21 protein-coding genes are annotated in these 22,417 nt (G+C 48.8%); 13 read left to right on the top strand and 8 right to left on the bottom strand.

Features of this window, described 5'->3' with window-relative positions; all coding sequences use genetic code 11:
* Positions 1–226 precede the first annotated feature (226 nt).
* On the top strand, positions 227–991 hold the full coding sequence (locus K5Q99_RS03135) for an ATP-binding protein (RefSeq protein ID WP_220776023.1): 765 nt from the start codon (positions 227–229) through the stop codon (positions 989–991).
* Between the two features lie 62 nt (positions 992–1,053).
* Complete coding sequence (locus K5Q99_RS03140) at positions 1,054–1,911, top strand: ImmA/IrrE family metallo-endopeptidase (RefSeq protein ID WP_220776024.1); 858 nt, start codon at positions 1,054–1,056, stop codon at positions 1,909–1,911.
* A 434-nt stretch (positions 1,912–2,345) separates the two neighbouring features.
* Here K5Q99_RS03140 and fre read toward each other — a convergent pair whose 3' ends face one another.
* Both fre and ubiD read right to left on the bottom strand, forming a co-directional pair.
* Positions 2,346–3,056, bottom strand: a complete 711-nt coding sequence (fre, locus tag K5Q99_RS03145) for an NAD(P)H-flavin reductase (protein WP_063883664.1) — start codon at positions 3,054–3,056, stop codon at positions 2,346–2,348.
* Between the two features lie 114 nt (positions 3,057–3,170).
* The gene (ubiD, locus tag K5Q99_RS03150; protein WP_220776025.1) at positions 3,171–4,652 is read right to left on the bottom strand and encodes a 4-hydroxy-3-polyprenylbenzoate decarboxylase; all 1,482 of its coding nucleotides are present in this window, start codon (positions 4,650–4,652) and stop codon (positions 3,171–3,173) included.
* A 159-nt stretch (positions 4,653–4,811) separates the two neighbouring features.
* On the opposite strand from ubiD, the gene K5Q99_RS03155 reads away from it, so the two are divergent.
* Together K5Q99_RS03155 and K5Q99_RS03160 are read left to right on the top strand one after the other, a co-directional pair.
* Positions 4,812–5,633, top strand: coding sequence for a hypothetical protein (locus K5Q99_RS03155; protein WP_220776026.1), 822 nt, complete (start codon positions 4,812–4,814; stop codon positions 5,631–5,633).
* Positions 5,634–5,773: 140 nt separating this feature from the next.
* The gene (locus tag K5Q99_RS03160) at positions 5,774–7,009 is read left to right on the top strand and encodes an MFS transporter (RefSeq protein ID WP_220776027.1); all 1,236 of its coding nucleotides are present in this window, start codon (positions 5,774–5,776) and stop codon (positions 7,007–7,009) included.
* An 88-nt stretch (positions 7,010–7,097) separates the two neighbouring features.
* Here K5Q99_RS03160 and K5Q99_RS03165 read toward each other — a convergent pair whose 3' ends face one another.
* The 4 genes from K5Q99_RS03165 to arfB form a co-directional block, all read right to left on the bottom strand.
* Positions 7,098–7,775 (bottom strand): SDR family NAD(P)-dependent oxidoreductase, encoded by a 678-nt coding sequence (locus K5Q99_RS03165; protein WP_220776073.1) that lies wholly within the window; start codon positions 7,773–7,775, stop codon positions 7,098–7,100.
* 81 nt (positions 7,776–7,856) lie between these two features.
* Positions 7,857–8,306, bottom strand: coding sequence for an acetyl-CoA carboxylase biotin carboxyl carrier protein (gene accB, locus K5Q99_RS03170; protein WP_220776028.1), 450 nt, complete (start codon positions 8,304–8,306; stop codon positions 7,857–7,859).
* Positions 8,307–8,341: 35 nt separating this feature from the next.
* Positions 8,342–8,782, bottom strand: a complete 441-nt coding sequence (aroQ, locus tag K5Q99_RS03175; protein ID WP_063883660.1) for a type II 3-dehydroquinate dehydratase — start codon at positions 8,780–8,782, stop codon at positions 8,342–8,344.
* 207 nt (positions 8,783–8,989) lie between these two features.
* A complete protein-coding gene (arfB, locus tag K5Q99_RS03180) occupies positions 8,990–9,421 on the bottom strand; it encodes an alternative ribosome rescue aminoacyl-tRNA hydrolase ArfB (RefSeq protein WP_011845670.1) in 432 nt (143 codons plus the stop codon).
* 136 nt (positions 9,422–9,557) lie between these two features.
* On the opposite strand from arfB, the gene K5Q99_RS03185 reads away from it, so the two are divergent.
* From K5Q99_RS03185 to K5Q99_RS03215, 7 genes are all read left to right on the top strand, one after another.
* The gene (locus K5Q99_RS03185; RefSeq protein ID WP_006079956.1) at positions 9,558–9,923 is read left to right on the top strand and encodes a SpoIIAA family protein; all 366 of its coding nucleotides are present in this window, start codon (positions 9,558–9,560) and stop codon (positions 9,921–9,923) included.
* 36 nt (positions 9,924–9,959) lie between these two features.
* The gene (locus K5Q99_RS03190) at positions 9,960–10,169 is read left to right on the top strand and encodes a DUF3012 domain-containing protein (RefSeq protein WP_006079957.1); all 210 of its coding nucleotides are present in this window, start codon (positions 9,960–9,962) and stop codon (positions 10,167–10,169) included.
* A gap of 195 nt (positions 10,170–10,364) precedes the next feature.
* Positions 10,365–10,808: a hypothetical protein gene (locus K5Q99_RS03195; RefSeq protein ID WP_198555653.1), complete on the top strand. Its 444-nt coding sequence runs from the start codon at positions 10,365–10,367 to the stop codon at positions 10,806–10,808.
* A 368-nt stretch (positions 10,809–11,176) separates the two neighbouring features.
* Complete coding sequence (locus K5Q99_RS03200; protein ID WP_220776029.1) at positions 11,177–12,667, top strand: TolC family protein; 1,491 nt, start codon at positions 11,177–11,179, stop codon at positions 12,665–12,667.
* 10 nt (positions 12,668–12,677) lie between these two features.
* Positions 12,678–13,943, top strand: coding sequence for an efflux RND transporter periplasmic adaptor subunit (locus K5Q99_RS03205; protein ID WP_220776030.1), 1,266 nt, complete (start codon positions 12,678–12,680; stop codon positions 13,941–13,943).
* Positions 13,944–13,972: 29 nt separating this feature from the next.
* Positions 13,973–17,197 carry an efflux RND transporter permease subunit gene (locus K5Q99_RS03210; RefSeq protein ID WP_220776031.1) on the top strand — a complete coding sequence of 1,075 codons (3,225 nt, stop codon included), beginning with the start codon at positions 13,973–13,975 and terminating at the stop codon, positions 17,195–17,197.
* Positions 17,198–17,677: 480 nt separating this feature from the next.
* Entirely contained in the window at positions 17,678–17,953 is a 276-nt protein-coding gene (locus K5Q99_RS03215) for an antibiotic biosynthesis monooxygenase family protein (protein WP_220776074.1), read from the top strand.
* 76 nt (positions 17,954–18,029) lie between these two features.
* Here K5Q99_RS03215 and mscL read toward each other — a convergent pair whose 3' ends face one another.
* Positions 18,030–18,440, bottom strand: a complete 411-nt coding sequence (mscL, locus tag K5Q99_RS03220) for a large-conductance mechanosensitive channel protein MscL (RefSeq protein WP_105250328.1) — start codon at positions 18,438–18,440, stop codon at positions 18,030–18,032.
* 203 nt (positions 18,441–18,643) lie between these two features.
* Complete coding sequence (locus tag K5Q99_RS03225; protein ID WP_220776032.1) at positions 18,644–19,588, bottom strand: LysR family transcriptional regulator; 945 nt, start codon at positions 19,586–19,588, stop codon at positions 18,644–18,646.
* 94 nt (positions 19,589–19,682) lie between these two features.
* Here K5Q99_RS03225 and K5Q99_RS03230 point away from each other — a divergent pair, with 94 nt between their 5' ends.
* Positions 19,683–20,741, top strand: a complete 1,059-nt coding sequence (locus K5Q99_RS03230; RefSeq protein ID WP_220776033.1) for an HlyD family secretion protein — start codon at positions 19,683–19,685, stop codon at positions 20,739–20,741.
* 1 nt (position 20,742) lies between these two features.
* Positions 20,743–22,371 (top strand): DHA2 family efflux MFS transporter permease subunit, encoded by a 1,629-nt coding sequence (locus K5Q99_RS03235; RefSeq protein WP_220776034.1) that lies wholly within the window; start codon positions 20,743–20,745, stop codon positions 22,369–22,371.
* The last annotated feature ends 46 nt before the right edge of the window (positions 22,372–22,417 follow it).

The following is a 22,417-nucleotide window of genomic DNA, read 5'->3' on the forward strand; positions in this document are numbered from 1 at the left end:
CCCAGCGTGCATCGGTTAGCATAAGTCTTGGCATGGCTTGAGGTTATGGTTACTTTTGGCGAAGCAAATTATAACGTCTTGCCATGCTGTCTAAAAATCACTCTCGAAAGATCAACAGACCCTAGTATCATTCCAATTCCCAGCTCAATACTGTTTGGGTTTTATTAGAAGTGCGGGCAATACACTGTTAGTTGCCTCATTTAGTTTTCCGCATCTAGGAAGAATTGTGATTATTGATAGAAATTGGACTTTGCAAGAAGCCTTTGAGCATATTAACCAAGCATATCGTCCCGGCGGTCAGTTAAGTGGGCCGCAAAGAAATCGCCTTGTGGAAACGTGGGGACAGCTAGTTGGTAAATCTCGTGCAACTAAGGAAGTTGATAAGTTGCTTGAAATGCATGGTTCTATGAACAAAGCATGTAAATTCGTCCAGATGAGTCCTAGCACGATGAAAAGCCTAAGAAGTTTTTTTGAATCACTTCCTGATGATTTAGAGCGTTTAAGCCCACTTGAGAAATATGAGTTCATTGAAGGTCAAAAAGTATCGTTCGAAGAGGATTTATGCCACGAGTTCAAAGAGGTAAAAGGTAATAATCCTACTAAATCAATACAAAATTTAGTAGATGAATACGTTTTAGCTTTTTTAAATAGCTCAGGTGGAAGTATATTTTGGGGAATTACAGATCAGGCTATAGTAAAAAGCATTAACCTTAATACTGAGCAAAAAGATGATATAAGAAAATCCATTAATTCAAAAATAATTGCAATTGAACCAGCTATTGACCCTACTCAAATAGAACTTGTCTTTCACCATGTGAAAAATAAAGACAGTTGTTACGTTTTAGAAGTAAAGGTTCCTCAGTCAAACTCCGTAGGTTTATATTTCAATACATCAGGCAATACTTGGGTAAGAATAAATGGTTGTAAACAGAAGCTTCAAGGTGTTGCATTGCAAGAATATATTTTAAAAAGGGTGCAAGTCGGCAACTAACAAAACTTGGTATGGGACAGCTACGCTGCCCACAAGTAAAAGTTAGCCGATTAGGAGTAAAAGTGTCAGTTACAGGGCGAAAGATTATTAAGTCAGCTCTTTGGGATATGAAGAGCTTTTTTGTGAAGGGGCGTGCGCCTAGTTTCGATGTGGACTTGGGTACGAGGAATATGCGTGAACATGCTACTTTTTCTGGTCAGGGAAGAAAAGCTCGCCTTTGCTTTTCAAAAGAATTTTGTTCATTTCAAGTAAATAATGTAGATGACTATAATTTTGTACTCATGATTGTTTCACATGAATTAGCGCATTATATGCATCAGCATAACGAGCACACTGATGTAGATAATTTTGACACAAAGAGTATTGAAGCGTGGGCGGATTATTTTGGTGCAAAGATTATGATGTCGTTGGTAACTTTTGGTCAAGAAAATATCGCATTACAACAGGAATTAGGCTTTGAGTTTCATAGTGGAAATATGATTAATAGTATTGGGAAAAGCTTGTATAGGCTAGCTCAAACTTTATTTAACGTTCAAGATGACCGATATTCAAACAGAATAACAAGGGTAGGTTATTGTGCTGCAGGAATAACCTCTTTTCTAGATTCTTATTGGGGAAATCTACAGGTATCAAGATCTATGGATGTTCTTACTAGACTATATTCTCAAGGTGAGCTTAGAGATTGGTTAACAACTGAAACTGAAAACTTTGCTTTGGACAAAGAGATAATTGAAAGAGCTACCGAAATTCATCGTCATATTCAGGGGTATCAATTGGCTATTACTGGTGGGCTGAAAACTCAAATGGTGAGGTATATTGAAACCTCCTTCCATAGGTCACCAGAAATGCGGGATTTATATGTTAAGTTTCGTGTTCAACAAGCAAGAGATCAAGGGTACGAACTGCCCGATATCGCCTAACCAGAATGATGCGACTGGCAGAACTTTTTTGGATTAACTGATCACTGAATGGCTACAGAAGTTCACCACCCCTCGGAGTTGCCGCAGGGCGAATAGACAAATTGCGTGAGTCTCGGCATGGATGCCGAGCTAGCTTTCGCAGGTGCAGGGACGCATCCTTCGGAAGCGATAGCAAATTTGGCAATGAGCACAAGGGGCTTTCAACTCCGTTAGGGGCGTCTTGGAGCATCCAAGGAGGATAGGACGAGCAGTCCTCCTTGGTCGGGTGTGGGGTGAAGCCCCACGACTTTGATTTAAAATAACAAACGAAGTTTGGGTAAACTCAATCGACCGCCATCTGCAAGATAGAAAAACAAAACCCCAGTAAAAACTGGGGTTTATTGTTTGAGCCTATGCTGGCAAAGGTTAGCTAGCCAAGCTAACAAATCAACGCGTTATTTGATAAACGCGAACGCATCACCGTAGAGATGCGCTTCTTCTACACCAATCTCGCGGAAGATTTCCCGTGCTGCACCCACCATGTCGAAACGGCCGGCGATATAGATGTCGTAGCCATTTAAGCTGACAAAATCTTGTTTGATTTGCGCTAACAGATTGGCGGTTTTACCTTGCCAATTGGCTGGCGCTTCTTCGATGACTGGGACGAAGTGCAACCAAGGGTGAGCGTCGTGCCACTCGCGAGCGATGGTTTCAAAGTACATGGCATCTTGGGTGCGACAACCCCAATACAGCATAGTTTCAACCTGTTGGCCGAGGGCGATTTGGTGCTCGATGATACTTTTTATGTAAGAGAAACCTGTGCCGCCGGCGATTAACAGGCGAGGGCGAATGCTTTCGTGACGCAGGTGGGCTTCACCGCCTGGGGCTTCGATGTCGATAGTGCTGCCATCAATGGCGCAGGCTTTCAGGCGCTCGACCACTTGCATTGGGTAGCTTTCACTCACAGCGGCGCCAATGTGTAATTCGATCAGCTCGGCGTTTGGCGCTGATGCGATAGAGAAGGGGCGTTTATCTTTTTCACCCATGACAACACATAAGTATTGCCCCGCTTGGAAATCGAAGGCGGTTTCAGGCCTTAACAATACTTGATATACGGCATCGTTAAATGGGTTAACTTTCTCTATCTTACAACGTATGGTTTTCATCAAACTTCCTTTGCACCTTTCTTCAACAGTATGTGTCTAGGTGTCGCTTTAGAGGCCTGTTATTGGCCTATTCTCTTGGCTTAAGCCAATACTTGAGTAATGGCTTAAGCTGAATTATAGGGTTGGGCTGTCGTCTATGCCTAACTCATCCCAGATTGAGTCGATCTTTTGTTTTACTTTTGGATCCATCACGATTGGCGTGCCCCATTCGCGGTTGGTTTCACCTTCCCACTTATTGGTGGCATCGAGTCCCATTTTTGAGCCTAAGCCAGCAACGGGTGAAGCAAAATCGAGGTAGTCGATCGGGGTGTTTTCGATCATCACAGTATCGCGTTTAGGGTCCATGCGGGTGGTGATCGCCCAGATCACATCCTGCCAGTCACGGCAGTTCACATCTTCATCCACTATGACAATAAACTTAGTGTACATAAATTGGCGCAGGAAAGACCACGCGCCCATCATCACTCGTTTGGCATGTCCCGGATATTGTTTGCGAATGGAGATCACTGCCATGCGGTACGAACAACCCTCTGGTGGCAGATAAAAATCAACGATCTCAGGATATTGCTTACGCAAAATCGGCACAAACACTTCGTTTAATGCAACCCCCAGCATGGCGGGCTCATCCGGTGGACGGCCAGTGTAAGTGCTGTGGTATATGGCATCTTTACGCTGAGTGATGTGGGTAACGGTAAATACTGGAAACTTATCGGTTTCGTTGTAGTAACCCGTGTGATCGCCGTAGGGGCCTTCTTCCGCCAGTTCCTCAGGATCGATATAACCTTCGAGGATGATTTCACTGGTGGCGGGCACTTCTAAGTCGCAGCTTAATGCCTTGCAGACTTCGGTACGTTCACCGCGCAGTAAACCGGCAAAAGCGTATTCGCTCATGGAATCGGGGACTGGGGTGACGGCACCTAAAATGGTCACAGGATCGGCACCAAGCGCGACCACAACCGGATAACGCTCACCGGGGAATTGTTGTTTAAAATCAGCAAAATCTAACGCGCCGCCACGGTGGGATAACCAGCGCATGATCAGCTTGTTTTTACCCAGTAATTGTTGGCGATAAATGCCTAAATTCTGACGACTTTTGCGCGGGCCTTTGGTGATGGTTAAGCCCCAGGTCACCAGTGGCGCGACATCGCCCGGCCAGCAATGCTGAATAGGCAATTTAGTTAAATCGACTTCATCGCCGGTTTTGACAACCTGTTGGCAAGGGGGATTGCGCACTGATTTTGGCGGCATATTCAAGGCTTGCTTGAACATAGGGATCTTAGCGATCGCGTCTTTAAAACCCCTTGGTGGTTCGGGTTCTTTTAAAAAGGCTAACAGTTCACCCACTTCTCGCAACGCTAAGGGATCGTCTTTACCGAGCGCCATGGCTACACGTTTTGGCGTACCAAACAGGTTTACCAACACGGGCATGTGATGATCTTTGGGATTTTCAAATAATAGCGCAGGGCCCTTAGCGCGTAATACGCGATCGGCGATCTCTGTCATTTCTAAATGAGGATCAACTGGGTAGCTAATGCGTTTGAGTTCGCCATTGGCTTCCAGATGATCAATAAAGCTGCGTAAATCCTTAAAACTCATGTGGAAATAGCCTCTGCAATGAAAATCCGTGTGGCGCGCACTATAGCATTTTTCTGTTTTAGGGTTAACCAATTCAGTGATCTTCAAGCTTAGGAAGCGTAAAATGGACGCCAGTAAGTCACGATTGATCTCGCTTACGCCCTTTATTTCGAGGTTTATATGAATATCCCAGTAACGTTTATTCAAGGAAAGTGTGTTCAAAGTCAATCACATGGCGTGCATAAGCGGCCGCTAAAGTGTTTGGTTTTATCACTGGCTGTGGGGATATCGCTCTTGGGCGCGCTCAGTGTGTCGACTGCGGCGGTTGCCGGAAATCGAGGCTATTCGGAGCAAGGCGAGCGCCAAGGTCATAGTGATAGCCACAGCCGTGGAGAAAGTCATTACAACAATCGTTATGACAATTATTACGACAACCGCCATGTGCGCAACGATAATCGCCACTATCGTCCCTATTATCGACCTTATTACCGTCCCTATTACCCTTGGGGTTTAGGACTGGGTTTAGGGCTTGCAACAGGTTGGGGCTCTGGCTGGAATGTCGGTTATGGTGTGAGCAATCAATGGAACAATGATTGGGGCTGGGATAATTCTCGTGACGTTTACGCTCGAAATTACTGGAACTCGCCCTATTCGGGCATAGGCCTGTCGATTCCTATGGCCTACGACGATGAACCCGTGGCCATTTCTGCACCTGTACGAGTGACAACCAGTATGCAGTATTCTGCAAGTGAAGGCCGTATGGTGTCGAGCATGCCTGTAAATATGGCCGGACAAACGACTGGACAACTGGTGTCGCAAACTAGTAATGCTGCAAGCAAAACAGCTTCGATTCCCCGTCCACGGGCAGCGCACAGTGTGTCGAGCTTGCCGAGTAATGCCAGAATTGTGCAGCAGGATGGTCGTACACTTTACGAGTGGCAAGGCACGCTTTATGCCTACGACTGGAACAGTCAAACCTATCAAGAACAGTTAGTCAGATAGATTTACATTACGTAAATGACTGAGAAATTGGAGCCCCTTAGTGGGCTCCAATTTATTTATCATCTTTTATTATTTAGTTATCATCTTTTATTATTTAGTTATCAGCTAGTTGTCGTTTTATAGCATAGCGGAGAAAACGTTTGAAAACCGTTCAACATCAGGTTCAAAATCCATCTGTCCAAAATCAGTATAAGGGCGCCAGCACACTATGGGTGTTGCTCGCCTTAGCGCTTGGCACATTTGCCTTAGGCACCACAGAATTTGCTTCCATGACTTTAGTGCCCTATATCGCCAGCGATTTAGGGGTAGAGGTTGCTCATGTGAGTTATGCCATTAGTGCCTATGCGCTGGGGGTTGTGGTCGGTTCGCCGATTATCATGGTGCTAGCGGTTCGGGTCAGACGGCGAACACTCTTGATTGCCTTAGCCGCCTTAATGGCGGTGGCCAATGGCTTAAGTGCGTTAGCGCCATCATTGAATTGGTTAATCTTTTTTCGCTTTCTCAGCGGCTTGCCCCACGGCGCTTATTTTGGTGTGGCTATGTTGCTCGCTGCCTCTTTAGTGCCGCCAGAAATGAAGGCCCGCGCTGTATCGCGGGTGATTATTGGCCTTACACTGGCGACGATTATCGGTGTGCCGTTTGCCACTTGGATGGGGCAAACTGTGGGCTGGCGCTCAGGGATTGGCATAGTGGCGATTCTGGCGACCATTACGGCTGTGATGGTGTATTTTTTAGCGCCCAATCAAGCCGTGGCCGCTGATGCGAGCCCCAAAAAAGAGCTACAAACCCTGAAGAATCGTGAAGTCTGGCTGACGCTTGGCATTGCGGCGATTGGCTTTGGCGGTATCTTCTGCGTGTATACCTATCTGGCTGAAACCTTAATCCAAGTGACACAAGTCGAGCCGTTTAAGATCCCGATCATGATGGCGGTGTTTGGTATTGGCGCAACATTGGGCACCTTAGTGTGTGGCTGGGCGGCGGATAAGTCGGCCTTAGCGGCGGCGTTTTGGTCGTTAGTGTTAAGCACTCTGGTATTAGCGATTTACCCGAGTTTGACCGGACATTATTGGGCGCTGATGCCCGTAGTATTCTTTGTCGGTTGTGGATTAGGGCTTGCCACTATTGTGCAAGCCAGATTGATGGATGTGGCACCCAATGGACAGGCCATGACAGGGGCGTTAGTGCAATGCGCCTTTAATCTTGCCAATGCAATTGGCCCTTGGGTGGGCAGTTTAGTGATACTGTCTGGACAAGGGATTGCCGCGACGGGTTATGCGGCGTCTTTGTTGTCATTAGGAGGACTTGTGATGTGGTGGCTGACCCACAGAGAAAGCCGTCGCGTCGTTACCCTAAACACAGCAAACTGCGCCGACTAGCAAGTGGAACACTCAGGTTCGAGGTGCAGTTATCCTGCGTCTCGAACCTGTTTTGTGCGCAATCTGCTAACCTCAGTTTTGGCTAGAGCTAGGCTCTTTGTATGGTGATATCGGCGATATAACCATGCTCTGTGGCAACTAAGGCTTGTTTGAGCATACCTGCCGCTTCATCGGCGGACATAAAGCTTGAGGTATCTAATGTTTTACCACTACTTGGCCAAAAGCCTGTATCCATGCCGCCGGGATACACGGCAATCAACTTCATTGGGCTTTGTTTAAGCTCTAATCGCACCGACTCGATAAATCCCCGCACTGCCCATTTTGCCGCGCAGTAAGTGGATTCTCCCGCCTTGGCGGCAAGCGCTGCGGTGGACATGACCACAACCACAGTGACCGCTTGATCTTTATAGCGTTTCACTAGTTCGCGCACCAACAGAATCGTCGAAGTGACATTGTTATTGAACAGGCTGTGGATATCGCTGGCGGTTTGGGTTTCAATCGCACCAAAGTAGCCGCAGCCCGCACAGTGGATCACGGTTTTAGGGGCTTGTGTCAGGCCATCGAACAGGGCTTCGAGACTCGATTCACTGGCGAGATCGGCGGTGATCGCGGCGATAGGCTTGTTGGAGAAGGGCGTTAATGCATTGGCGACGGTTTGTAGACGCTCGGCATGGCGACCTGTGAGTGTCAGTGCTTCATTCTCTTTGGCGTAGAGCGATGCGAGCGCCGCGCCTAAACCACTGCTGGCGCCGGTAATTAATATCATAGTGACCTCGGTTAATGCTGTCTTGGCTTGAAAACCGCATCTTAAACTCAAGTGCGCTTCAATTCATGGGAAGGCGAGCGGTTAGATTAAGGTAAATAGCGGCTGATCGAATGCCACTTCATCGCCGTCTTTGGCCCAAATAGCGCTGACCACTCCATCGCGCTCGGCTTGGATGGGATTCATCATTCTCATCGCTTCGATAATGCAGACAACTTCACCTTGGCTCACTCGTTGACCGACTTTAACCAGCGGCACATCATCGAGTTCTGCCGCCGCGTAAAAAGTGCCGACCATAGGCGAGACTTGCACAAAACCTTCTGTACTTGGCGAAATGCTTGTTTGCTTTGCCTGTTCATTCAAAGGCGCCACAGGTGCTCTGGGGATCGCTTGCTGAGATTGCACATTGGCTGGCATAGGGCTGTAGCGGGTGATGCGAATTGATTCTTCACCTTCGGTGATCGCCAGTTCTGCTATGTCAGATTCTTGTACTAACTCAATGAGTTTTTTAATTTTACGAAGATCCATTGCCATTTATCTGCCCTTGCAAAGCACGCTATTGAATGGGATTACTGTGGCTGGTTGAGCCGTTTAATGGCCGCTGCCAGCGCAAACTCATAACCCTGTGAACCGAAACCGCAAATCACGCCTATCGCCTTATCGGAAAAATAGGAATGGTGGCGAAAGGCTTCACGGGCGTGCACATTGGATAAATGCACTTCAAAAAAAGGAATTGCCACCCCAAGCAGGGCATCACGCAGGGCGACGCTGGTGTGGGTAAAGGCGGCGGGATTTATAATAATCATCTTGGCATCAGTCGCATGAATCGCGTTGATTAGCTCAAATTCGGCGTTGGACTGAATATGCTCAAGCTCAACTCCCGCCAATTTTGCCTGCTGGTTTAACTCCGCCACTATGTCGGCCAAGGTTTGATGACCGTAAACGCTGGGCTCGCGGCGACCTAAGAGGTTGAGATTGGGGCCATTGACGAGCAAAATTTTGTGACTCATTGCGCTTTCCTTTACGACATGCCTTGGAATTAAAGCTGGGAGGCATTTGTTAGTTTGTAGATAGGTCACTAACTTAACCTGTTCAAGTCCATTTTGCATTATCCGTTAGTCGATTGTGTGCGAGCTGAACATGTGCGAGCCGACTATACCATTGAAATCCAGCGCCATTGTCGGGCAGTTTCAACTGCGGCCTAATGCTGATTAACGCTAATAATCAGTCTTTTGCTGACGCATGGCTTTAGTGGCGCCTTTTTGTTTCTTGGACTCTAATCGCCGCGTTTGGCTGCCTTTGGTGGCGCGGGTAGGAATGCGTTTTTTCTGCACTTCACCGACGCTGGCGACTAAGGCGATAAATTGCTCCAACGCCGTTTGGCGGTTGGCATCTTGGCTGCGACTCGCTTGGCATTTGATGATGATTTTGCCGCTTTTAGTGATGCGGTGATCGGCCTTGTTGAGCAAACGTTCTTGGTAAAACTCGGGTAATGATGAGCTTTTAATATCGAAGATCAGCTGCGCAGCGGTAGACACTTTATTTAAGTGCTGGCCGCCAGCGCCACTCGAACGGATAAATTGCCACTCGATTTCATTTTCCTGAAGTTCCACACGGTTTGAGATTTTTATCATGGCAAACTTAGGCATTTTTCAGCATGGATTGAGAAGCCATCAATAATCACTTATGGCTTTTCAATAGATTTGTTATCATCGGGCGCATTCTTTGCCACTGCATTGGCCAAGGCCATTGCTTGCAAAAGTGTTCTCGATTCGGAGTGCCTCTATGTTATGCCAAATCCCCGATATTGCTAAGGGTGTTATCAGTCTTTTTGCCAGTGGCCGACTATCCTCCACCGATTATCGGACCCGTTTACAGCCAGCGATTAAGAGTTATCGTAAGGATTGGGGCCAAGTTTGCCTATATATTGAGGCGGACGTGTTACTCGAGGGCTGGGAATTTGAGTCACTCACTGGTAGTGGTGAAGTCCAATTACCTAATTTTGAAGCCTTAGTATTTGTGGGCGGCCCTGATTGGGTGGGAAATTCGGTGCGCTTACTTGGACCTTTTATGCAGGGCGAAGTGGCATGGTTTCCCCTAGAACAGAAAACTAAAGCGATTGCTTGGATCACTAAGCGTTCGAATATCTAATGGTCTTATGTAGACCGTATTTACAAGGAATGAAGTATGTCTTTATTTAAATCGCGCGCTTTTTCTAAGCAAAATGTTTCTAAAATCAGTGCTATTGCGTTGGTGCTGGCGTTTACCGCTGGGCTGAGTGCCTGCGCGCCAGAAGTGGGTAGCGATGCTTGGTGTAAGCAGATGAAAGATAAGCCGTCTGGCGATTGGACTGCTAATGAAGCCGCCGATTATGCTAAGCACTGCGTATTTAAATAAGTGTTGCGTGTTTAAATAAGCACTGAGTATTTAAGTCAGCGTTAGCCTTTAGAGATCACAGCTTGAAAGACTTTGCTTGCGAGCTGTGAACTTATGTTTATCATACGGGTCAGATGTTCCGTTATCCGTTATCCGTTATCCGTTATTTGCTATAGGTGATATTTGAATTCTACCGCTAAGCCATTTTTTACTCGAATGGTGACCCTACTGATAGCCATTATCGTGCTGCAATTTGCTGGCGCGAATTTAGGTGCGCATCAGTTACATGCGGGCAATGGCGCGGAAGAAGCCGACAATCATCCCCATCTGCAATTTAGCGCCCAAGTGACCACTTTGGCCCAATGTGTCGATTGCGTTTGTCCAAGCGAGCAAGCCCTAGGTTTTGCGGACTATACGGGTGTCACCAGTCATCATGCGGGTGAAAACCAAAGCAACGAATTGCATTCCCACTTAGTGAAAACCACTGAATTACAAGATTTTGACCTGTGCCTCGATTGCCAATGCCATGGCGGTCATGTGGCGCTGTTATCTCCTGGGCTAAGCCAACCTGTGCAAGCCTTAGAAAGCGTTTTCCTCGCTGCTAATTTAGCCTATTTCCCGCCTGATAATTTACCTAAGTACCGTCCTCCAATCGCTTAATCCCCCACTATCCAGCTTATTCCTCGGTCTAAGGATCTTGATTCATTCTATTGAATCTCAATCTATTTCGCCGCGCGATAAGCCATGTATTTTCATCCCCAAAAATGCGCGTTAACTGATGCTCGGCAGCCTTGGTTGTTGTATCAGCCATTGGCCTTTAGCCATGCGGTGTGTTGGTTATGCATAGCTTAAGTTACGCATAGTGTTAGCTATGTTTACTTAGCGGGATGATTCGAACGGCGCTTATTTGCCATGCCCAAACGATAGGATTGCTTTGCATTGAGCTATTTCAAATGAAGCTCGAATCTAGCAGTCACGCTTTGGGCGCAAAGTCAGCCGATCCACATTCGATATTGTTAGGATTTGCGATGAACAAAACGACTCTCGCCCGTACCTTGGCTTGCCTGTTTCGATCGGGCTTGTTGAGCTGCGGATTAGTATTGGCCGCCGGATTGTTAGCCTTTGCCCTCGCGGCAGAAAATGACTCTCTTGAAGTCAACGTCCTTGAAGTCAAGGTCCTTGAAACCAAAGCCTCTGAAGCTAATGCCCCTGAAATCAATGCCTCTGAAGTTGAGGCATTTAAGGCTCAATCACTGGGGTTGCCCGCCAAAGAAACCGACACGCCATATGTCGCTTTAGGCCAATGGTTGCCCGCGTTACTCACACAGTTCAATCAGTTACCTGAAGTGCAGGCGCAGCTTACACGGCAGCAACAAGCTGAGCTTGCCATTCAGGCGGCGGATCGCGCCGTGTATAACCCTGAGCTTGGGCTTAACTATCAAAATGCCGACACAGATTCCTACAGTTTAGGTCTGAGTCAAACCCTCGATTGGGCTGATAAGCGCGGCGTGGCGACAAAACGTGCCGAGCTTGAAGCCCAAATCCTGTTAGCGGACATAGGTTTAGAGCGTAACCAAATGTTGGCCGAACGCTTACTGGCATTAGCAGAACAGGCGCAAAGCCGTAAGGCGCTGACCTTTGCTGAGCAGCAATTAAGGTTCACTAAGGCGCAGCTCAGTATTGCCAAGCAGCGGTTGGCGGCGGGGGATTTATCCAACGTTGAGCTGCAATTGATGCAACTCGAGTTAGCAACTAACACCGCCGATTACGCCTTAGCTGAGCAGGCGGCCTTAGTGGCCGACGGCAAAGTGATTGAGTTACTTGGAAATAATAATTTTGCCTTTAGCGAGTTTATTAAGGAGATCCATGTCTTCGTGACTCAGGCTAAGCAAGCGCCAGCAACCGAGTTGAGCCCCTTAACATCCACTTTGCCGGCTCTGGCGAGTGCCTATCAGCAAGTGCTGCTGGCGCGAGTCAATGCCATGCAAGTCAAGGCCGATACGTCAGCAGACCCGACCATTAGTCTAGCCGCCGAAAAGGAAGGTACGGACAATAAACTTGGGGTTGGTGTGTCGATTCCTCTGCAAGTTCGCAATAACTACAGTGAGTTACAAGCTGTAGCTGATAAGGGAATCGCGATCGCCGAGCAAGGCTATCTTGCCCGTGAGCGAGTACTTACCGCTAAGCAGAAACAATTCCTCTATGCGTTGCCGCGTTTGCTTGAGCGTTACCAAGACTGGCGCGAGTTAGTGCAAGTGTCAGGTGCTAAAGCGGCTAAATCCTTAAGCCAACAATGGCAGGCGGGGGATGTGAGTACCAGCGAGTACTTACAGAGTCGTCGGCAGTTAGCCGCCAGTTATTTGGTGGGCTTAAACCTAGAAACGGCTATCTATCAGAGCTGGTTAATGTGGATGGGCGAAAGCGGCCAGCTTATGCCTTTTTTGGATGGTAGCGCTGAACAAATCAGCCAAGCACCTTCGCACATGCCCAATGCCGCCGCGCGCTCAGTAAACCCATGAGGTCACAATAATGAATTCACATACTCACCACAAAAATGTTCTTCAACTGGATGCTGTAACAACGCCTGAAAAGCGTCGATTTAACCTATCAAAAATCGCGCGCGCATTATTCGTGCTGAGCACGCTGGCATTTCTCGCTCAGCCTGTATTGGCTGGCGGTGATCACGCCCCCGTCGCTAAGGAAAGCGGCGATTCGGTAACGCAAATGGCGTCGACGGATGAACACGGCGAACAGGCGCTGAAATTGACCGAAGCGCAGCAAGCCTTGGCGGGGATTAGCTTGTTACCTTTGTCGAGCGATAGCTTGAACCTCGCCAATTTGAATCTCGATATTAGGGCGACGGCGACCTTAGTGGTGGATCGCGATCGAACCGCGACCCTTGCGCCGCAGCTCGATGTGCGTGTGTTGGCGCGCCATGTGGTGCCGGGACAAGAAGTGAAAAAAGGTGAGCCTTTACTTACCTTGGGTGGCGCAGCCGTTGCGCAGGCACAGGCGGACTACATTAATGCCGCTGCCGAATGGAGCCGAGTCAAACGCATGAGTGAAGGTGCGGTTAGCGTCAGTCGGCGGATGCAGGCGCAGGTGGATGCCGAACTTAAACGGGCAATTTTAGAGGCCATTAAGATGACGCCCGCGCAAATTCGTGCACTGGAATCGACGCCCGAAGCCATAGGCAGTTATCAACTCTTAGCGCCAATTGACGGCCGAGTGCAGCAGGATATCGCCATGCTAGGTCAAGTGTTTAGCGCGGGCACGCCCTTAATGCAACTGACCGATGAATCCTATTTATGGGTCGAGGCGCAGTTAACCCCAACTCAAACTACGCATATCCAGGTTGGCAGTTCAGCTTTAGTGCAAGTAGGGGATAAGACGTTGGCAGGTAAGATAATCGGTCGCTCCCATGAACTCGATAGCGTAACGCGCACCGAGCAAGTGCTGGTGAGTATGCCCAATCCTGATCATGTGTTGCATGCGGGGCAATTTGCTGAATTGTACTTTGCTGGCTCTACTACCGATCCAAACGGCAGTGGCATAGTGCTGCCCGATGCGGCGTTGACCCGTGGCGGCGATGGCGATTGGCAGATTTTTATTCAAGATGAGGATGGCTTTGAGTCCATTGAGGTAGCAGTGGTGCAGCGTCAACGCGGCTTGAGTCTAGTGCGTGGACCTGAGCTTGAAAAAGCCCAACAGGCACAGCTCAAGGTTGTGGTGGCTGGCTCGTTCTTCTTGGCATCCGAGCAGGCGAAAGCGGGCTTTGATATTCACGCCCACTAATATGAGCGCCCTCATTTTGGAGATTTTCTATGTTGCAAAAGTTAATCGAAGCCGCGATTAAAAATCGGCTGTTAGTGGTATTGGCTCTGCTCGCCGTGATTGTGGGCTGTGTGGCCATGCTGCCAAAGTTGAATCTCGATGCCTTTCCTGATGTGACGAACGTGCAAGTGACCATCAATACTGCGGCCGAAGGCTTAGCCGCTGAAGAGGTGGAAAAACTCATCAGTTATCCGGTGGAATCGGCTATGTACGCCTTGCCAGCTGTGACTGAGGTGCGCTCGTTATCGCGCACTGGCTTGTCGATTGTGACTGTGGTATTTGCCGAGGGGACGGATATTTACTTCGCCCGTCAGCAAGTGTTTGAACAGTTACAGGCGGCGCGGGAGATGATCCCAAGCGGCGTTGGAGTGCCTGAAATCGGCCCCAATACCTCGGGATTAGGGCAGATTTATCAGTATATTCTGCGTGCAGAACCTGACTCTGGCATTAATGCCGCCGAATTGCGTAGCCTAAATGATTATCTGGTGAAGTTGATATTGATGCCCGTGGGCGGCGTGACTGAAGTCTTGTCTTTTGGTGGCGATGTGCGCCAATACCAAGTTCAGGTCGACCCGAATAAACTGCGTGCCTATGGCTTGTCTATGGCGCAGGTGACCGAAGCGCTAGAGAGCAATAACCGCAACGCTGGCGGTTGGTTTATGGACCAAGGCCAAGAGCAACTTGTGGTGCGCGGTTACGGCATGTTGCCCGCAGGAGACGCGGGATTGGCGGCGATCGCGCAGATCCCTCTGACTGAAGCCAGGGGTACGCCAGTGCGTATTGGCGATATCGCTCAGGTGGATTTCGGTAGCGAGATCCGTGTTGGGGCAGTGACTATGACGCGCCGCGATGAATCGGGCCAAGTGCAAAATCTCGGTGAAGTGGTGGCTGGTGTCGTGCTCAAACGCATGGGGGCAAACACTAAGGCGACGATTGACGATATTGATGCGCGGGTGAGCCTTATCGAGCAGGCATTGCCCGATGGTGTGTCCTTTGAGGTGTTTTACGACCAAGCGGATCTGGTCGATAAGGCTGTGACCACAGTGCGCGACGCGCTGCTAATGGCCTTTGTGTTTATCGTGGTGATCTTGGCGTTGTTCCTCGTCAATATCCGCGCGACCTTGCTGGTGCTGCTGTCGATTCCAGTGTCTATCGGGCTCGCACTTATGGTGATGTCCTATTATGGTCTGTCGGCAAACCTGATGTCGCTCGGCGGCTTAGCAGTGGCGATTGGTATGTTAGTCGATGGCTCTGTGGTGATGGTAGAGAATATTTTCAAACACTTAACCCAGCCGGATCGCCGCCATTTACCTGAGGCGAGGGCGCGTGCCGATGGTGAGGACGATCCCTATCACAGTGAGGAGGATGGCGCTAAAGCCAGTGGTGATGTCAGTGAATCGAATATGGTTATTCGGATAATGCTCGCGGCAAAAGAGGTGTGTAGTCCAATCTTCTTCGCCACCGCCATTATTATCGTCGTATTTGCGCCGCTGTTTGCACTCGAAGGCGTTGAAGGCAAGCTGTTCCAGCCGATGGCGGTCAGTATTATTTTGGCAATGATGTCGGCCTTGCTGGTGGCGCTGATTGCCGTGCCAGCCCTTGCCGTGTATCTGTTCAAGCGCGGTGTGCTGCTTAAACAAAGTGTGATTTTAGCGCCACTGGATGCTGCTTATCGCAAGTTACTGACGGCAACGCTTGCTAGGCCAAAGGTGGTGATGCTCAGCGCCTTGGTGATGTTCGGCTTGAGTCTATTATTGCTACCAAGGCTGGGTACCGAATTTGTGCCTGAACTGGAGGAAGGCACGATTAACTTGAGGGTGACGCTGGCACCAACGGCGAGTTTAGGCACTTCGCTCCAAGTCGCACCTAAGCTTGAGGCTATTTTGCTAGCATTTCCCGAGGTGGAATATGCCCTGAGCCGCATTGGTGCGCCAGAGCTTGGCGGTGATCCCGAGCCTGTGAGTAATATTGAAGTCTATATTGGCTTGAAACCGATAGCAGAGTGGCAGTCTGCAAGCTCACGCTTGGAACTGCAACGCTTGATGGAGGAAAAGCTCAGCGTGTTCCCCGGACTCTTGTTGACCTTTTCGCAGCCGATTGCGACTCGGGTAGATGAATTACTTTCGGGGGTAAAAGCCCAGCTAGCGATTAAAATCTTCGGCCCTGATTTAGCGGTATTGTCACAGAAAGGCCAAGCACTCAGCGATCTCGTTGCGAAAATCCCCGGTGCCGTGGATGTGTCGCTTGAGCAAGTGAGCGGCGAGGCGCAATTGGTCGTGCGGCCCAAACGCGAGCTATTGGCACGCTACGGCATCAGTGTCGATCAAGTGATGAGCCTCGTCAGCCAAGGTGTTGGCGGCGCGAGTGCAGGGCAAGTGATCGATGGCAATGCCAGATACGACATCAATGTGCGACTCGCGGCCGAGTTTCGCCAAAGCCCTGATGCGATTAAAGACTTATTACTCAGTGGTACAAATGGCGCCACAGTGCGCTTAGGGGAAGTCGCCAGCGTCGAAGTGGAAATGGCGCCGCCGAATATTCGCCGTGACGATGTGCAGCGCCGTGTTGTGGTGCAGGCCAACGTGGCGGGGCGCGATATGGGCTCGGTTGTAAAAGATATTTATGCCCTAGTGCCACAGGCGGATTTGCCTGCGGGATATACAGTGATCATTGGCGGCCAATATGAGAATCAGCAGCGAGCGCAGCAAAAGTTAATGCTAGTGGTGCCTATTTCTATCGCCTTGATTGCCTTGTTGTTGTATTTCTCCTTTGGTTCATTCAAGCAAGTGTTGCTCATCATGGCGAACGTGCCCTTAGCTTTGATTGGCGGCATAGTGGCCCTGTATGTCAGTGGCACTTATTTATCTGTGCCTAGCTCTATTGGCTTTATCACTCTATTTGGGGTGGCGGTGCTCAACGGTGTGGTGCTGGTGGATTCGATTAATCAGCGCAGACAAAGCGGCGAAGCACTCTATGATTGTGTTTATGAGGGCACAGTTGGGCGTTTGCGGCCGGTATTGATGACGGCACTGACCTCGGCCTTAGGTTTGATCCCGATTTTATTGTCATCGGGTGTCGGCAGTGAGATCCAAAAGCCCTTGGCAGTGGTGATTATCGGTGGCTTGTTTAGCTCGACGGCGCTGACTTTGCTGGTGTTGCCGACCTTGTATCGCTGGCTGTATCGCGGCGATAAGCGCATCGATGAGCTCAGTTAATCACAAGTAAGCCGTCATCGTGGGCAATAACTTGTTATGTTTCGGGTTATTGCTTTCGTTGTAGACAGGGTTATCACATTGACTAAAACTCTAAAAATCAGTGAGCTAAAGAGTGATAGATGGGCTAGTCTTAGAGTCGACATTAAGGACATTCATTTCTGGAGAACATTATGATTGCGGTAATTTTTGAAGTCATCCCGACAAAGGAAGGGAAGGAAGAGTATCTGCACGTGGCGGCTGAAATGCGCCAGTATTGATACCCAAATAACCTCTAGATACGAGTTTCAGAGCGTCCAGGGTGCTCCAATTCAAGGCGCATCAATGACAGAATGTCGGCTACCTTTTGAATTGATGCAACACAGAAGTGGAGTGCCCTGGGCGCTCCGTCCCGGCGGGTTTTAACGCACTTTATGCTGTGTTGACTATTTTTAACTTAGCCCACTAGGTCTGCAAATAGCCGCCTTGCCTAAAGTGCGTTAAATTCCCGCTGAATCCTGCATCTTGAGGTTGTTTGGGTATCTTGGTCGTAAGGGATTGATTTCGATCGAACGTTTTCAGAGCTTAACCGACGATGGCAAAGTACTGAGCCTGTCGTTCTGGGAGGACCAAGCCTCTATTACCCAATGGCGCAATCAGATGGCCCACAGTATTGCTGAGCAAACGGGCATAGTGCCGTGTTTGTTTAACTCTTACCGCATCCGTGTGGCTGAAGTGGTGCAAGATTACAGTGAAACTGTGCATATTGAAGTTGAGTAATCACTTATCTCGCTGATGTAAAAACAAAACCCATCTCTAGAGATGGGTTTTTTATGCGTGACACTTAAGTTTGAGATTATTTTTCTTGTTGAGCTTTCAATAGATCGCGGATTTCAGACAGCAACTCTTCTTCTTTGGTCGGTGCTGGTGGCGCTTTAGGCGCATCTTCTTCCTTGCGTTTTAGGGTGTTAATGGCTTTTAAACCCATAAAAATGGCGAAGGCGATAATCGTAAAGTCGATAATAGTCTGAATGAATTTGCCATAGGCAATGACCACAGAAGGCGCATCACCTTGAGCTGCCTGTAGCACTATGCTCAAATCACTAAAATTCACGCCGCCTAGGATGATGCCAATTGGTGGCATTATGACATCGGCCACGAAGGACGAGACTATTTTGCCGAATGCGGCACCTATGATGATACCAACGGCCATGTCGATCACATTGCCACGGGACGCAAAAGCCTTGAACTCTTTAATTAAGCTCATTAGGTTTCCTCCAAAATTGAGATTAAATGTTAAATTTTATTGTGCAAACTGTATCAGGAAAACCTAAGGTCTTTTGCAGCCTGTTACCTTGCCAAGCTTATAGGGGCTTATGGATTAAGGCAATTATGACATAGCGGATTTATCCCTATGGCAGCGATTTAAGCTTTACAAAGTTATATTTGTTACTGTTTGGGGTATTCGATTTATTCATCTAGATCGGCATGGCCGATAAAATCAGGGACTTCTAAGACTTGCGATCCCCAACGTTTAAATAGGGAGCTATAGATGAATTCGATAAAGACGCGGTATTTTCGCGGTAGATACGCCCGCTGTGGATAGCTAAGCACTACCTTAGTTTGCACCATTGGATAGTCATCTAGTAGCGGGATTAAATCGCCTTTTTCTAATGCGACTTGGGCTATGATGGATGGCACCGCAGTGATCCCAAGCCCCGCTATGGCGGCCTCGCGAGCGAGGGTGACATTGTTTACCGTCAGTTGAGTCTTGGGCTCGGCGACAATCCAAGTTTTGCCATCGAATAATTTCCAGGCACCTTCAATATGCGCCGACTGCAAGCGAATCGCTTTATGTTTGGCTAAGTCCTGTGGCACCTTGGGCGTTCCATGGGCAGCTAAATAAGCTGGGCTTGCCATAAGCGATTTATGGGCGTTGACTAAGGCATAGCTTTGCAAGCGAGTGTCGCCAGAATCGGCAATTTGAAATAACAGATCTATGCCTTCTTCTATCACATCAACCTTTCGATTGGTGAGTTCAGCCTCTATGGTGATTTCGGGATAAAGCGTTAAAAACTGCGCGAAAATAGGCCCTAAAAACAATTGGCCTAATTCAATTGGGCAGACAATTTTTAGATTGCCTTTAATCAATTGCTGTTGGGCGCTGAGCTGATTTTCGGCGCTCTGCAGATCGCTGAGGATCTTATTGATCCTATTGTAATAACTTGATCCTGCTTCGGTGAGTTTTAGGGCTCTCGTGGTGCGAAAAAGTAGTTGTGTGCCGGTATCTGCTTCGAGCTCGGCTATCTTGCGACTGACGGTTGCCTTAGTGAGCCCAAGGGCTTTGGCGGCGCCCGTAAAGCTGCCTTGCTCGACCACTTGAGCGAAAATTTGCACGCGATTGAGATCTATCATTGTTACACCTGTGAAACAGTGGGTTGATTTTTTACTGACTAATAAACTTAGTGAGACAGTAGTACACTAGATATCACTAATCAAGGAGTCATTCATGTCCAAAAGTAAACTCATTATCGCCGTTCCACTGTTACTCGCAGCAGTTGCGGGAGGCGGTTATTACTGGTGGACACAGGTACGTTTTATCGAAACCACGGATAACGCTTATGTTGAGGCCGATATTTCCCATATCAGCGTGAAAGTGCCTGGCTACGTTGTGTTAAGCGATGTAACCGATAACCAGCATGTGCAAAAGGGTGAGTTATTAGCTCAGCTGGAAGATAACCAATTTAGTGCCAAAGTGAGTCAAGCCGAAGCCTCACAGGCGAGTGCGAAGGCGGACTTGCAAACCTTAGCCGCAAAGGTGGAGTTGCAACGGGCGTTAATCACTCAAGCCAGCGCAGGCGTGGTGGCGGCAAAGGCCGATAAAATACGGGCACAACAACAATTGAGCCGTTCAAAAAAGCTTAAAGTCAGTAATTACAGCTCCCAAGATGATGTCGACCAACTACAGGCAGGATTTGATTCTGCCGCCGCCCGTCTCGATGAAGCTCAAGCCGTGCTAGTGGCAAAGCAACGGGAGTTAGCAGTTTTTAATGCCCAATTAGATCAGGCGGGCTCAGTAGTAGAGCAGGCCGATGCGACTTTAGAACTGGCGAAAATTCAATTAAATGATACCCGCGTGACCGCACCTTTTTCAGGGGTGATTGGTAAACGTGGCGCTATGGTGGGGCAGTATGTGCAACCCGGCCAAGCACTCTACAGTTTGGTTCCGGATGGGGCAGTGTGGATTACTGCGAACTTTAAAGAGACCCAGATCCAACATATGCAACCAGGACAGTCGGTGCAGGTCAGTCTCGATGCGTTTCCCGACAAAACCTTTATAGGTGTTATCGATAGTCTGTCACCGGCGTCCGGAGCCAAATTCAGTCTACTGCCGGCGGAAAACGCCACAGGTAATTTCACTAAAATCGTCCAACGTATTCCCGTGCGTATTCGCTTAGATTTGTCTGAGGCAGAAGCGCATATGCTACCGGGCTTAAGTGCGGTCGTAAAAGTGGATACCGCGTCGGGTCCTGCAATACCGGCAATCGCTGCAAATACAGGTCGTTAGTATGAGCTCAACCAGCTCTATCACTTCGTCTGCCGATATGGAGGCGCAGGGCATCAGTGTACCTAGAAAGCCTACCGATTATGAGCGTGGCAGTCGCCGTTCATGGATTGCTGTATTTGGTGGTTTGATCGGCGCCTTTATGGCGATCCTCGATATTCAAATCACCAATGCATCGATGAAGGAGATTCAAGGCAGTCTTGGGGCAACGCTCGAAGAAGGCAGTTGGATTTCAACCGCGTATCTGGTTGCCGAGATGATCGCTATTCCACTCTCTGGTTGGCTCAGCACGGGATTGTCGGTCAGGCGTTATCTGTTATGGACCACGGCTGCTTTTATCTTTGCTTCTGTGCTTTGCTCAATCGCGTGGAACTTAGAGGCCATGATCGCCTTTCGGGCGCTACAGGGCTTCTTTGGCGGCGCGCTGATCCCGCTGGCCTTTAGGCTTATTCTTGAGTTTTTACCCGATAACAAACGTGCCGTTGGCATGGCGTTATTTGGCGTGACAGCCACCTTTGCGCCTTCAATCGGCCCAACCTTAGGCGGTTGGTTGACCGAGCAATTTAGCTGGCATTATCTGTTTTATATCAATGTGCCACCGGGTTTGTTGGTGATGGCCATGTTGGCCTACGGTTTAGAGAAGCAGTCGGTCGTTTGGGATAAGCTGAAGAATGTCGATCTGGCGGGCATAGTCACTATGGCGCTGGGGATGGGTTGCCTTGAAGTGGTGCTCGAAGAAGGTAACCGCAAGGATTGGTTTGGCTCGGAACTCATTCGCAATCTGGCCATTATTGCCGTCGTGAATCTGGTGTTATTTGTTTGGATCCAGTTAAGGCGTAAAGAGCCGTTAGTGAATTTGCGCCTGCTCGGTAAGCGTGATTTTGTGCTCTCAACAGTTGCGTACTTTTTACTGGGGATGGCACTCTTTGGCGCGATTTATTTGATCCCGCTTTATCTATCGCAAGTTCATGATTACACACCGTTAGAAATTGGCGGCGTGATTATGTGGATGGGATTTCCGCAGCTATTAGTCTTGCCTTTAGTACCAAAATTAATGGAGCGCTTCGATAGTCGTTATCTCGCTGCCTTTGGCTTTTTAATGTTTGCCATTAGCTATTACATGAATAGCCAGATGACCGCAGATTATGCCGGACCGCAGATGATCGCCTCGCAAGTGGTGCGGGCCTTAGGTCAGCCTTTTATTTTGGTGCCTATTGGTATGCTTGCGACCATGCATTTAAAACCCCATGAAAATGCTTCGGCGTCGACGGTATTAAACGTGATGCGTAACTTAGGCGGCGCCTTTGGTATTGCGCTGGTTGCGACCCTGACTGACACTTTGTCGCGCGGGCATTTGGCCCATATTAAGGAATCCTTACCCGCAGTGAGCACGCAGGCACAGGATTATTTAGCCCAAAGCGCAAGCATGTTACAGGCGGGAGGTTCAGATCCCTATACCGCGGCCGCGCAGGCGAAAGCTTTGCTGGGCAAAACCATGAGTCAGCAAGCCTATATTCAGGCCTATAACGATGTGTTTTACATCATGGGCGCTCTGCTACTTATCGCAGTGTTCGCCGTGCTGCTGATCCGTAAACCGGCTGGGCCTGTGGCCCACGATGCCATGGTTGAGTAATAACGTTTTTCGTTATCCTGTTGTCGCCATAGATTTCCCCAGATCT

The organism is Shewanella hafniensis (assembly GCF_019655335.1).
GTDB classification, from domain to species: Bacteria; Pseudomonadota; Gammaproteobacteria; order Enterobacterales; family Shewanellaceae; genus Shewanella; species Shewanella hafniensis.

What these genes read in the sequence shown, in the direction of transcription:
- K5Q99_RS03195 (WP_198555653.1), top strand. Translation starts at nt 10,365, where the DNA reads ATGGTGACCCTACTGATAGCCATTATCGTGCTGCAATTTGCTGGCGCG.
- K5Q99_RS03230 (WP_220776033.1), top strand. Translation starts at nt 19,683, where the DNA reads ATGTCCAAAAGTAAACTCATTATCGCCGTTCCACTGTTACTCGCAGCA.
- mscL (WP_105250328.1), bottom strand. Translation starts at nt 18,440, where the DNA reads ATGAGCTTAATTAAAGAGTTCAAGGCTTTTGCGTCCCGTGGCAATGTG.
- K5Q99_RS03185 (WP_006079956.1), top strand. Translation starts at nt 9,558, where the DNA reads ATGTTATGCCAAATCCCCGATATTGCTAAGGGTGTTATCAGTCTTTTT.
- K5Q99_RS03165 (WP_220776073.1), bottom strand. Translation starts at nt 7,775, where the DNA reads ATGATATTAATTACCGGCGCCAGCAGTGGTTTAGGCGCGGCGCTCGCA.
- K5Q99_RS03155 (WP_220776026.1), top strand. Translation starts at nt 4,812, where the DNA reads ATGAATATCCCAGTAACGTTTATTCAAGGAAAGTGTGTTCAAAGTCAA.
- ubiD (WP_220776025.1), bottom strand. Translation starts at nt 4,652, where the DNA reads ATGAGTTTTAAGGATTTACGCAGCTTTATTGATCATCTGGAAGCCAAT.
- aroQ (WP_063883660.1), bottom strand. Translation starts at nt 8,782, where the DNA reads ATGAGTCACAAAATTTTGCTCGTCAATGGCCCCAATCTCAACCTCTTA.
- accB (WP_220776028.1), bottom strand. Translation starts at nt 8,306, where the DNA reads ATGGCAATGGATCTTCGTAAAATTAAAAAACTCATTGAGTTAGTACAA.
- K5Q99_RS03225 (WP_220776032.1), bottom strand. Translation starts at nt 19,588, where the DNA reads ATGATAGATCTCAATCGCGTGCAAATTTTCGCTCAAGTGGTCGAGCAA.
- K5Q99_RS03205 (WP_220776030.1), top strand. Translation starts at nt 12,678, where the DNA reads ATGAATTCACATACTCACCACAAAAATGTTCTTCAACTGGATGCTGTA.
- K5Q99_RS03235 (WP_220776034.1), top strand. Translation starts at nt 20,743, where the DNA reads ATGAGCTCAACCAGCTCTATCACTTCGTCTGCCGATATGGAGGCGCAG.
- K5Q99_RS03200 (WP_220776029.1), top strand. Translation starts at nt 11,177, where the DNA reads ATGAACAAAACGACTCTCGCCCGTACCTTGGCTTGCCTGTTTCGATCG.
- K5Q99_RS03210 (WP_220776031.1), top strand. Translation starts at nt 13,973, where the DNA reads ATGTTGCAAAAGTTAATCGAAGCCGCGATTAAAAATCGGCTGTTAGTG.
- arfB (WP_011845670.1), bottom strand. Translation starts at nt 9,421, where the DNA reads ATGCCTAAGTTTGCCATGATAAAAATCTCAAACCGTGTGGAACTTCAG.
- fre (WP_063883664.1), bottom strand. Translation starts at nt 3,056, where the DNA reads ATGAAAACCATACGTTGTAAGATAGAGAAAGTTAACCCATTTAACGAT.
- K5Q99_RS03190 (WP_006079957.1), top strand. Translation starts at nt 9,960, where the DNA reads ATGTCTTTATTTAAATCGCGCGCTTTTTCTAAGCAAAATGTTTCTAAA.